This is a genomic window from Pelagibius litoralis (genome assembly GCF_011683915.1).
GTDB lineage: Bacteria > Pseudomonadota > Alphaproteobacteria > Kiloniellales > Kiloniellaceae > Pelagibius > Pelagibius litoralis.
The window spans coordinates 1-11,673 of sequence record NZ_JAAQPH010000007.1; the positions used below are offsets into that span (position 1 = coordinate 1).

Here is an 11,673-nt window from a genome sequence, read left to right on the forward strand (position 1 = left end):
ATAGTGCTCCGCTCTCCCGATCCTCGCCCCGCATCGCGCCCTCCATGATCGCAAACCAAACGCCATAGAGAATCACGACCAAAAGACTTCGGCGAGCCCTTTTTCAGCAGCCTGCTAACTGTTTGATAGCGATCGGATTCACATGTTTTGGCGCAACCACGAAGTGGTTCCGTCAAAACATGACCCGATCTAGGGCGGATCACGTTTGACCTGCACTACGCCGTAGTTTCTGGCCAGCCGGTGAGTTGGATGCTCTTGTCAGCCAACAATGCACAAATGCTTTAAGTCAGGGTTTCAATTTGAGCCTCGTGCGTAACTGAACGCCGAATAAGGTGTCGTTGGTTTTACCCACCGGCGCTCAGCCGCTCTTCCCAATCCAAGGCGGTGCTCAAGATGAAATCGAGATTGTCGTGCTCGGGGACCCAATTAAGCGAGGCCTTTAAGCGTGACGCATCCGCTACCAGTGCGGCCACATCGCCGGCTCGTCGTGGTGCCGTACGCACGCGCAGGTCCACCCCGGAGAGCTGTTTGATACCTTCTATCACCTGGCGAACGGAATAGCCCCGACCGTAGCCGCAGTTTAGCGTCAGACTATGGCCTTGGTCCCTAAGATGGGTAAGGGCGCTAACATGTGCTCTCGCCAAGTCACTTACGTGAATGTAATCACGGATACAGGTTCCATCCGGAGTGTCGTAATCGTTGCCGAATACTTGGAGTTCCGCGCGCTTGCCGGTCGCGACTTCGCAGGCGATCTTGATCAGATGTGTGGCCCCCGGGGTTGACTGTCCGGTTCGCCCCAAAGGGTCGGCGCCGGCCACGTTGAAGTAACGCAGCGCCACATAACGGAAATCCTGAGCAACAGCGAGGTCGCGCAGCATCCACTCAACCATCAACTTTGAGGTGCCGTAGGGGTTGACCGGTCGCGTCGGCGCCGTCTCGCTCACCGAGGCAGTTTCGGGTTGACCATACACCGCAGCGGTCGAAGAGAACACGAAGCGGTTGATGTCGTGGTCCACACAGGTTTGGAGCAGCTGTCTCGTCTTGCAAGTGTTGTTAGCGTAATAGGTCAACGGCGCAACGACGGACTCCGGGACAACGATATCGCCGGCGAAGTGCATAACCGCTGAGATACGATGTTCATTGAAGATACGGTCAAGCACAGTCTTGTCGCCCACGTCTCCCAAATAGAAGGGAACCTCGGCAGGCACCAGATCGCGCCGGCCCTTGGCGAGGTTGTCAAGAACGACCACGGGGTAGGCACGCTCCTGACAGGCTAACACGGTATGGCTGCCGATGTAGCCGGCCCCACCTGTGATCAATACTTTGTCTTCTGTCATGGGGCGGGTGTCCCCATGATTGTCGAAGAGTTGTACATGAAGCAAGACCTTGCGATGAGAACTGAGAAGGCTATTGGTGGTCGGGCTGGAGCCTGGATCGCTGAAAAAGCACGATGAGAAGCTTATCAAATTATGGCGTTCATGATGTGAAATTCAAAGCTTGAACGAAGTGTTGGGTGAGTGTAAGAGGGGCGTTCCGATTTATGATGGACAGGGGCCTTGCCCAAAGGGACCAAATCTGACGCAGAACTTGATTTCCTCACCGCAATTGAGCATGGCTCGGTTGTTACGCAGGTTGCGCTCAAGCAGCATATCGGTGTGTCCGTCGGTCTGATCAACGCTCTGATGAAACGGGCCGTGAACAAGGGCTATGTGAAGGTCTGCCAAGCGCCGTACCGGCGCTATGCTTACTATCTGACGCCTCAAGGGTTTCGGGAGAAGAGCCGTCTGGTCGCCAGGTATTTGGAGACATCGTTGTCATTCTTTCGCGAAGCCCGGGGCCAGTATGGGGAGATTTTCGAGAGAGCCCAGAAGATGGGGGTTAAGCGGCCGGTTTTGTTTGGGGGTGGTGAGCTTGCGGAAATCGCACTGCTGGCGGCTTCTGGGGCGGAAGAGACCGTTGTCGCAGTGGTCGATGCGCAAAAAGCGCCAGGACGCAGTCATGGTGTCCCTGTCATAGCGGGGCTGGATGAGATCGCTTCGTTTGACGGTCTCGTCGTCACCGATGCCAGTTCGCCGCAAAGAATCTACGAACGCCTTCGCGAATCTTTTCCAGATGTGCCGATTTTTGCGCCGGCGTTGCTGCGGATCGTCTCAGACCGGGCGGATTTGATCGCGGCAACCCGCCGTGCGGAGGGCGGCTCGTGAGCCCTTCCGCACAATCGTTCGCGGGTGCAAAGTCTCGTTGTGGTGATGTGGTGCCTTTCGACGACGTGCTTGACCTGTGTGAGTTCGCCATTCGATAAGGCGCTCAAGCTAGGCTGCGGTCGATCTGGCTGGGCACTTCGGCTTAGTAACGGGTGTCCGTTAAAGGTGCGCGGGCAGTTCGAGCAATGGTCGTCGCTCCAGATCGGCAGTTGCATTCGCTACTGTGTTGGCGACATGGGTTGCAGCTAAGATTTAAACGGGTAGAAGCTGTACTTCACCCGAACGGCGGTAGCGTGTCTTGCTCGCATGAGAAGCCGGACAAAGTAATCATCAAAGATCGATGGCGTTGTTTGTGGCTTCTTGAAAGTGCGATCCTTGGCTGGTCTAGTTTGGGTAACGTATTCCAGCTATTTGTTTAATCCCCTTCATCGCTGATTGACCTTTGCTAAGCGTTCCCAGGATGTTGGAGTTCGTGACAGCATGGTTGCGGTTTTGCCTTTGTTAAAAATGGAATCAACAGAGAAAACGGGCTGACGTGACGTTTCCCCGACTACTTAGGCATGGATTAAGGCGGTGCTATCGCCGTCAGGCAAGGTGCTACTCAAGCATCCGGCTTGAGAAGGTCGGCAGCGACTATGGCGGTTGGGTTTTGCCGGTTGATCTGATCCAACCGGACTGGGTCTGCTATGCCGGTGGCGTCGGGGAAGACATTACTTTCGATCGTGAGATGATCGAGCGTTTTGGTTGCCGGGTATTTGCATTTGATCCGACGCCAAGGGCCGCCGCCCACGTCGAGCAGCATGCCGAGGGTCTCGGCAATTTCCGGTTCCTGCCCGTGGGGCTGTGGTCGGAGGATACTGTGCTGCGCTTCTATGCGCCGCGGGACCCGGCGCACGTTTCTCACTCTATTGTTAACCTGCAGGAAACTGACGCCTATTTCGAAGCGCCTTGTCGAACCGTATCGTCGCTGATGAGCGAACTTGGGCACAATAAAATCGATCTGCTGAAAATCGATATCGAGGGCGCCGAGCACGAGGTGGTGCGGTCCATGTTTGCGCAGGGTGTTTTCCCGACGCTCTTGTGCATGGAAATCGATCAACCGGCACCCCTGTTAGCAATTGCCTCGACGGTGAGGCGGGTTCGCAACGCTGGTTACAGGCTTGTCAGCGTTGACGGCTGGAATTTTACCTTCGTGCAGGCAGAGGCTCTGCCGCCGGGTACAGCTTAAGGAGATGTGGTGAGCACTCCCGAGGTGTCGCTGCCAACGGACATTCGAATCACCTTCGGTATGATCGTCCTGAATGGCGAGCCTTTCCTGCGCTATAATCTGCGCGGGCTTTATCCCTATGCGCATGAGATCATTGTGGTTGAAGGTGCGGCGCCGGGTGCCTGCAACATAGCCGATCCGCAGGGGCACTCGCGGGATGGAACTCTGGCCATCTTGCGGCGTTTTAAGGAGGAGGAGGACCCTGAAGACAAGCTGATCATCGTGACCGCCGAAGATGAAGGCTATCCGGACGGATTCTGGCCAGGCGAGAAGGACGAACAAAGCCGCGCCTATGCGAAGCGGGCCTCCGGTAATTACCTCTGGCAGGTCGACGTCGATGAGTTTTACAGATCCGAAGATATCGAAACCGTCATCGCCTTGTTGCACGGCGAAGCGGACATTACCGCTGTCAGCTTCAGGCAGATAACGTTCTGGGGGGGCTTCGACTATACCGCTGAGGGTTGGTACCTGCGTCGCGGCGCGGCGACCTATCACCGCCTGTTCCAGTGGGGCCCCGGTTTTGACTATGTTTCCCATCGGCCGCCGACAGTCCATGATGACCGGGCGCGCGATCTGAGGCAGCTTCGCTGGTTTGACGACAGAGCAATGGCCGCTCGTGGAATCTATCTCTACCACTACTCCTTGCTGTTGCCGAAGCAGGTAGAGGAGAAGTGTGACTACTACCAGAATGCAGAATGGGCACAGCGGGTAGGGGCCCTTGCATGGGCACAACAGGTGTTCGGCGAACTGCGCCGACCCTTCCGGGTCCACAATATGTACCGCTATCCAAGCTGGTTGGAGCGCTACCGCGGTGATCATCCGCAGCAAATCCTGCAGATGCGAAGCGATATTGTTGACGGGCGCCTGCCTGTCGAACTGCGGCGCAGCGATGATATCGAGCGGCTACTGAACTCAATTTGGTATCCGGCCGCGCGATTCTTCGTCAAACAGGCCAGTGTAGTGGACCTCGCAGTATACCACCTGCTGTGCGGGATGCGGAAATACCGCTTTCTGCACAGGCCGTTAAGTGCGCTAAGGCGTTTGGTCCGGCGCTGGGCTTTTTGATGAGGTCCGGGTTGAACCGTGAGAGCCTGAAGGTCTTGACAGTCAGCGCTGCCGACGAGGGGGGCGGGGCGGAAAAGATAGCCATGACGCTGTTTCGTGCGCTGCGCGCCAGCGATCACATGTCATGGATGGCGGTCGGGCGACGGAAAAAGGCAGACCCGGATATCTTCACGATCCCGGACACTGCCTGGAAAGAGGCCCTGCTCGATTGGGTAAGCCCAGCAATTGCGGGGCGCCTAGGGGAGGCGCGGTTTCGCCGGGCACTTCTGCAATTGACCAATCCCCGGTTTCTCTTGGATCGGCTGCGTGGCCGTGAACCTTTTCACTACGCCGGCACAATGCGGCTGCTAGACCTGCCGCCCGAGCGCCCCGACGTCCTGCACTGTCACAACCTGCACGGTGGTTACTTCGATCTGCGCGAACTTGCCAGGCTCGGCAGCGAACTACCCGTGGTGCTCACGCTCCATGACGAGTGGACGTTCACAGGGCACTGCGCCTATACGTTGGGTTGCGAGCGCTGGCGCAACGGCTGTGGCCAGTGTCCGCATCTGGATGTCTATCCGGCTATTCGAAGGGATGGCTCAGCCGCCAATTGGGCAGCCAAGCGCGCCATCTTCAATTCAAGCCGGCTGTATGTCGCGACCCCCTCACGCTGGCTTATGGAGCGGGTAAAGGACTCGGTTTTGGCGAACGCTATTGTCGAAGCGAAGGTGATACCCAATGGCATTGATCTTGGTGTGTTCAAACCCGGCAATCGGGCCGAAGCGCGCCATCGGCTTGGCTTGCCCGCAGATGTGTTGATCCTGCTGTTCACGGCGAACCGAGCTCGTGTCAGCCCGTTCAAAGATTATGTGACGGTGCGCGCTGCGGCGCTGGAGGTCGCGCGCGTTCTGCCACAGCGCCGTGTTCTGCTGCTGGCTCTTGGCGATGCCGGACCTGACGAGAAGGTGGGCGACACTGAAATTCGCTTCGTGCCTTATCAGAGCGAAGAAGGTACTGTTGCGTCATACTACCTTGCGGCGGATGTTTACTTGCACGCTGCACATGCCGACAATTTCCCGACAACAATCCTGGAAGCTAGCGCCTGCGGATTGCCGGTGGTGGCGACTGCCGTGGGCGGTATCCCGGAACAGATCGATTCGTTGGACTATCATGGGCTTAGAGAAGGCGCTGGTTCTGGCGACAATGCGGAAAAGGCTACGGGGGTCTTGGTTCCTCCGGGTGACAGTATGGCAATGGCGGAGGCCGTGAGGTTGCTTCTGGAGGCGCCGAACCTACGTACCCGATTGTCGCGCAACGCGGCCGAAAGGGCGCAACGGGAATGGTCCGAAGTGCGTATGGTGGAGGCTTACCTAGATTGGTATCGCCAGATTTTGAGAGCGTGATCTCCACTACGGTCGAGGGCGCAGTGAAACCACAAGGCAGGGTTCGAAGTTGGTAGGGTTTTCCATCATTACGCCGGTATTGAATATGGCGGGCACGATACGTGACTGTATTGAGAGCGTCGCATGCCAAATTGATGATGTTGAAGCGGTCCAACACATCATAGTAGATGGTGGGTCTGACGATGGCACGCTGGACGTTATCTCGGACTATCCACATATCGAACTGATACATGAACCAGCACCTGGAATCTATGTAGCGATGAACCGAGGGATTGCAGCCGCGCGACACGAGGTCGTCGGCATAGTGAATGCTGACGATCTTTTGGAGATCGGCGCTCTGGGTGTCGTATCTGGGGTGCTCGAGGCAAACCCTCGAGTACAAATCGTAGCCGGTCTGGCGGTTGTGGAACGTCTCCACGACGGTGACCGAAAATTTGTGCGGATCGCGCCTAGCCGTGGACACAAGAGTCAAAGCTGGGATCTACTCTTTCACGGGTCGATGCCCACCAATGCCTATTTTTTTAGGCTTTGTGTATTCAAAGAGAATGGGTCCTTCAATGTCGACTTTGCCGTCTGTTCAGACAGAGAGTTGCTGATCAGATTCAAGCTGGCAGGAATTCTGACATTGCCAGTGAAGCGGATACTATACCGATATTTGGCACATGAAGGGTCAACAACGCTCAACGCCGAACGTCGGCATGATGTGCAGATGTGCAACGAGCGTATTGCTATTGCAGAAAGCTATCTTGCGAAAGGGCAGCCGTCATCGTCTGTGGTTCGTCGATTCCGCGAATGGATCGCTGCCGAACGGGCACGAGTTATGATGGCTAGATCAAGGGCCGGAGAATGGCGTTTGGCTTGGCAGGAGGCGCAGATGGGATTAAAAGCCTCTACACAGGGGTTCCTCGTATTTCTTCTCAGAAGAGCGGTGGCAATCCCTACCGCTCGTGCCAGAAGATGGCCCGCGACCCTGTCCTGTGCCTGTCGCAAGTTTTTTGCATAGCGGTCGAAACAGCGGGCTGAGAATGTTATCCCAAACCCAGACCATACACCCGGTTCTCCTCTGCGGTGGCAGTGGTACCCGTCTCTGGCCTCTGTCACGGGCGCTCTATCCCAAGCAAGTCCTGAAGCTCGAGTCCGAAGAGGCCTTGATAATTCAAACTGCCCGCCGGGCGCAGGGCAAATGCTTCACGGCGCCTCTCGTTATCTGCAACGAGGAACACCGGTTCTTGATTTCTAGGCTGCTTCAGGAAGCCGACATAACGCCGTCGGGCGTCGTGTTGGAGGCGGAGGGACGGAACACCGCACCGGCCGCAGCCGTCGCCGCGCTCTTCGCCTTGAACCGGGCTGCGGAGCGGGAAGATCCCCTGCTGCTCTTACTGCCCTCGGATCATGCGATTCCCGATGGAGAGGCTTTCCAGAGCTGTGTTTCAAAGGGGGTTGAAGCCGCGCAAGATGGCCGGATCGTTACCTTCGGCATAAAGGCGAGTCGAGCAGAGACCGGTTATGGCTATATTGAGATAGACGCCGCCGCCGCCTGCATCTCGGCACCGGTGGAGGTGCTTCGCTTTGTCGAGAAACCCGATGAGGTGACCGCGGAGGAGTTCTTACAGGGCGGGCGGCACTGCTGGAACAGCGGCATTTTTCTTTGCGGCGCCAAGACTTTGCTCAGTGAAATGGAGCGTTTTGCGCCGGACGTGTTAAGCGCTGCCCGGACGGCATTTGAACAGGGTAGACAGGATCTGGATTTTTTCAGGCTTGATGCGGCAGCCTATCATCGATCACCCAACATCTCTATTGACCATGCAGTCATGGAACGGACGGAGAGGGCTTCCGTACTTGCTGTCGATTTCGAATGGAGCGACATCGGCTCGTGGCAGGAGCTTTGGTCGCGGTCACCGAAAGATGAGGCGAATAACGCTCTCGTTGGAGACGTCATCGTCCAGGCTACCACCGGCAGCTTCGTCTACGGCGCATCGAAGGGCTTGACCGTTGTTTCCGGCCTGGAGGATGCGGTGGTCATCAATACGGAAGACGTGGTTCTGGTAACCAAGCGAAGTGGCGCAAGCCCGATCAAGGCAGTACTGGATCGCTTGGCCGCAGAGGGGCGCAGCGAACATCTCTCTCATGCCAGTGTCTATCGTCCTTGGGGGTCGTATAAGATTTTGGTGCACGGCACGCAGTTTCAGGTCAAGGAAGTGAACGTGAATGCCGGGGCGGCACTCTCGCTCCAATATCACGAACACCGTTCCGAGCATTGGATCGTCGTTGAGGGTGTTGCCGAGGTGACCCGCGATTCGGATACCTTCGAGCTGAACCGGAGCGAGTCGACCTTCATCGCCCCTGGGCAGGTTCATCGTCTGATCAACTCAGGTGCCAAGGCGTTGAAAATCATCGAGATTCAATGTGGTGACTACCTGGGTGAAGATGACATCGTGCGCCTGGAGGACGACTATGGCCGGCGATAGAAACGGCCGAATTCTGAGGAGAGGGCCAGGCAGGGCACATTCGGCCTTTCGTCAGCCAAGACCGTTGATGGGGTGGATTTGAAAGTCTCTGTGCAGATTGCGACGCGCGACCGTTTCGAACCGCTATGTCGCGCGATCTCAAGCGTCTTCGACCAGGACTACGATAACTTCGAGATTATCGTCCTGGATGATGCGAGCGAAGCGTCGGACATCTGCGATCGCCTTCGCAGTAAGTTCGACGATCCCAGGCTTCGTTGTTTTCGAAATACCGAGTGGTCGGGTGTTTCCGCCGTGCGGTCGCGCATGATGGATCTTGGGGACGGCGAGGTCTATTGCTCGATTGACGACGATGGCGCCTTTGCTCACGCATCCTGCCTATCTCGTATCGTGGATGCCTTTCTCGCCGATCCGAAGCTTGGATTGTTGGCCGGAAAGATCAAGGACTACCGCGACGGCCAGGAGCGATTGCTGCTGCCTTTCGGCAAACGAGATCTGATGCGCTCGCCAGAGCTTCCGGAAGGACGTCACAGGGTTTCCTATTTCCTCGCGGGCTGCTATGCGATCCGGCGCAGCGTTGTCGAGAAGTGCGGCGCTTACCGTCCGGAAATGATGTACGGGGAGGAGGAGCTCGACATCTCCTACCGTGTTATTGCCGCCGGCTACGACATTGTTTACGAGCCGGAGATCGTAGCCTACCATTGGCCGGAGCCTTCAGCCTTCAAAATGGATCAACCGCGCAGCGAGATCTATTTTCAGATCAAGAATAGATTTCACCTCGCTTATGCTTACCTGCCGGCTCGATTTATACCTTCCTATATCGCCGTCTGGTTGGTCCGATATCTGGTTACCTGTCTGCGACGGGGTCTTGTCTCCGACTACTTGGTTGGCGTAAAGGACGGGGTCCTAGGCATGCGTCGGGGACCTCGCCAAACGTTGGGCAATGACGCAGTGACCTATCTGCGAAGTAACTATGGGCGTCTTTGGTACTGATGGTCTTCTTCTCGCGAGAGAATAGTCAAAGCGCAGGCGGCACGCGCATGCCCGGTTTTGGCGATCTAACTTTAACTATACAAGCTGTTCGCAGGATCTCTGTGGACGAACGACAGGCAATGCATTGATATACGATCTGAAGCAGAAACGGGTTTGGGTTCCGGGCCATCGCGGCATGGTCGGGCAGGCCATCTGCCGTCGTCTGGAACGTGAGAACTGTATATTGTTGAGCGCCTCGCGTGATGAGCTCGATCTAACACGGCAGGCCGATGTCGAAGCCTGGGTTCAGCGGGAACGTCCGCAGGCGATCTTCCTTGCGGCGGCGAAGGTCGGCGGCATTCATGCCAACGACAGTCTGCCGGCGAGCTTCCTCTACGACAACCTGGCGATCGAGCTGAATATCGTCGAAGCGGCCCGCAGAGCCAATGTCGAGAAGCTATTGCTGCTCGGTTCTTCCTGTATCTATCCGCGTGAGGCGCCCCAGCCGATGAGCGAAAAGGCTCTGCTCACCGGCCCGCTCGAACCAACGAACCAGTGGTACGCGATTGCCAAGATCAGTGGTATCATGCTCTGCCGGGCTTATCGGCGGCAGTATGGATGCGATTTCATCTCGGCAATGCCCACAAACGTCTATGGGCCGGGCGATAACTTTCATCCCGAGTACAGTCACGTGCCTGCAGCCCTGCTCCGCCGTTTCCATGAGGCCAAGGAAGGCGGCGCCGTTTCGGTTTCGGTCTGGGGCACCGGCCGCCCGAGACGCGAATTTCTCTATGTCACCGATCTTGCCGATGCCTGTGTGTTTCTTATGAAGAACTACTCGGCGGAACAGCACATCAACGTTGGCACGGGCCAAGAAATTTCAGTTGGTGATTTTGCCCAAACCATTGGTTCGATTGTAGGCTATAAGGGTGAGATTACTTTCGATACTTCGCGTCCTGACGGGGCTCTGCGGAAGCTATTGGATGTAACCGCACTTAGCGCTCTGGGCTGGACGGCGCAGACGTCTCTGCGCGATGGGTTGGCTTCTTACTATGATTGGTTCCTGAACAACCATGCAGAACTCCGCCGCGGCTAGACACTTAGGTACCGAATTGATGGCAGGCTGATAGATGGAAAAGCATGCGCTCATAACCGGCGTGACGGGGCAGGATGGGGCCTATCTGGCCGAGCTGCTCCTGGCGAAGGGCTATCGGGTCTGGGGTGTCAAACGCCGCGCGTCGTCGTTCAACTCTGCCCGGGTGGATCATCTTTACTCTGATCCGCATGTTAACGACCCCAAGTTTCGCCTGGTCTACGGCGACATGACCGACGCGACGAATCTGATACGTCTGATCCAGGAGACGCAACCGGACGAGATATACAATCTTGCGGCTCAGAGCCATGTTCATGTCAGCTTTGAAACGCCCGAGTATACGGCGAATTCTGACGCTCTGGGCACGCTTCGTGTTCTCGAAGCGATCAGGATCTTGAAACTGGGGGATCGTACGCGCTTCTACCAGGCTTCGACCTCGGAGCTCTATGGCAAGGTTCAGGAAACCCCTCAGAGCGAAACCACGCCCTTCTATCCGCGCTCGCCCTATGCGGCCGCGAAGCTGTATGCCTATTGGATCACTGTGAACTACCGCGAAGCCTACGGCATGCATGCCTCGAACGGGATCCTGTTCAATCACGAGAGTCCCCTGCGTGGCGAAACCTTCGTGACCCGTAAAATCACCCGGGCAGTTGCGGCCATTAAGCTTGGGCTTCAGGATCGCGTTTATCTCGGCAATCTCGACGCGAAACGCGATTGGGGGCATGCGCGGGATTATGTCGAAGGGATGTGGCGCATCGTGCAGCAGGAGGCTCCCGACGACTATGTGCTGGCAACCGGCGTGGCTTTCAGCGTCCGCGAGTTTGTGGAGTTCGCCTTTGCCGAGGTTGGCCAGAAAATTGAATGGGAGGGCGACGGCGTCGAGGAAAAAGGCCGGGACCCCGAGTCCGGCAAGGTTCTCGTCGAAATTGATCCGCGCTATTTCCGGCCGACCGAGGTCGATCTGCTGATGGGAGACCCGACCAAGGCAAAAGAGAAACTCGGCTGGTCCGCAACGACCAAGCTGAACGATCTGGTGGCCGAGATGGTTCGGGCGGATCTCGATGCAGTCGCCAAAGAGCACAACCGCCGAAGTCTCTAGATCGGATCATGTTTCGACGGAACCACTTCGTGGTTGCGCCAAAACATGTGAATCCGATCGCCATCAAACAGTTAGAGCAGATTCACCCGGTCAATGGATCGCCTTCGGCGATTCCATCCGACC

General features: G+C 56.8%; 10 protein-coding genes. 9 read left to right on the forward strand and 1 reads right to left on the reverse strand.

The window, feature by feature from the left end; genetic code table 11:
• Positions 1-344: 344 nt before the first annotated feature.
• Positions 345-1,337, reverse strand: a complete 993-nt coding sequence (galE, locus tag HBA54_RS10460; protein WP_167224205.1) for a UDP-glucose 4-epimerase GalE — start codon at positions 1,335-1,337, stop codon at positions 345-347.
• Between the two features lie 219 nt (positions 1,338-1,556).
• On the opposite strand from galE, the gene HBA54_RS10465 reads away from it, so the two are divergent.
• From HBA54_RS10465 to gmd, 9 genes are all read left to right on the forward strand, one after another.
• Positions 1,557-2,204, forward strand: coding sequence for a helix-turn-helix domain-containing protein (locus HBA54_RS10465; RefSeq protein ID WP_167224207.1), 648 nt, complete (start codon positions 1,557-1,559; stop codon positions 2,202-2,204).
• Positions 2,205-2,853: 649 nt separating this feature from the next.
• Complete coding sequence (locus tag HBA54_RS10470) at positions 2,854-3,432, forward strand: FkbM family methyltransferase (protein ID WP_167224209.1); 579 nt, start codon at positions 2,854-2,856, stop codon at positions 3,430-3,432.
• 9 nt (positions 3,433-3,441) lie between these two features.
• Positions 3,442-4,536 carry a glycosyltransferase family A protein gene (locus tag HBA54_RS10475; RefSeq protein ID WP_167224211.1) on the forward strand — a complete coding sequence of 365 codons (1,095 nt, stop codon included), beginning with the start codon at positions 3,442-3,444 and terminating at the stop codon, positions 4,534-4,536.
• 11 nt (positions 4,537-4,547) lie between these two features.
• Positions 4,548-5,921: a glycosyltransferase gene (locus HBA54_RS10480; RefSeq protein ID WP_167224213.1), complete on the forward strand. Its 1,374-nt coding sequence runs from the start codon at positions 4,548-4,550 to the stop codon at positions 5,919-5,921.
• Positions 5,922-5,970: 49 nt separating this feature from the next.
• Complete coding sequence (locus HBA54_RS10485; RefSeq protein ID WP_167224215.1) at positions 5,971-6,924, forward strand: glycosyltransferase; 954 nt, start codon at positions 5,971-5,973, stop codon at positions 6,922-6,924.
• A gap of 22 nt (positions 6,925-6,946) precedes the next feature.
• A complete protein-coding gene (locus tag HBA54_RS10490) occupies positions 6,947-8,389 on the forward strand; it encodes a mannose-1-phosphate guanylyltransferase/mannose-6-phosphate isomerase (protein ID WP_167224578.1) in 1,443 nt (480 codons plus the stop codon).
• A 90-nt stretch (positions 8,390-8,479) separates the two neighbouring features.
• Positions 8,480-9,379 carry a glycosyltransferase family 2 protein gene (locus HBA54_RS10495; RefSeq protein ID WP_205944558.1) on the forward strand — a complete coding sequence of 300 codons (900 nt, stop codon included), beginning with the start codon at positions 8,480-8,482 and terminating at the stop codon, positions 9,377-9,379.
• A 124-nt stretch (positions 9,380-9,503) separates the two neighbouring features.
• The gene (locus tag HBA54_RS10500; RefSeq protein ID WP_277345359.1) at positions 9,504-10,454 is read left to right on the forward strand and encodes a GDP-L-fucose synthase family protein; all 951 of its coding nucleotides are present in this window, start codon (positions 9,504-9,506) and stop codon (positions 10,452-10,454) included.
• Positions 10,455-10,488: 34 nt separating this feature from the next.
• Complete coding sequence (gmd, locus tag HBA54_RS10505) at positions 10,489-11,550, forward strand: GDP-mannose 4,6-dehydratase (RefSeq protein WP_167224219.1); 1,062 nt, start codon at positions 10,489-10,491, stop codon at positions 11,548-11,550.
• The last annotated feature ends 123 nt before the right edge of the window (positions 11,551-11,673 follow it).

Coding starts and splice junctions, on each gene's coding strand:
- galE (WP_167224205.1), bottom strand. CDS start 1,337: ATGACAGAAGACAAAGTATTGATCACAGGTGGGGCCGGCTACATCGGC.
- HBA54_RS10490 (WP_167224578.1), top strand. CDS start 6,947: ATGTTATCCCAAACCCAGACCATACACCCGGTTCTCCTCTGCGGTGGC.
- gmd (WP_167224219.1), top strand. CDS start 10,489: ATGGAAAAGCATGCGCTCATAACCGGCGTGACGGGGCAGGATGGGGCC.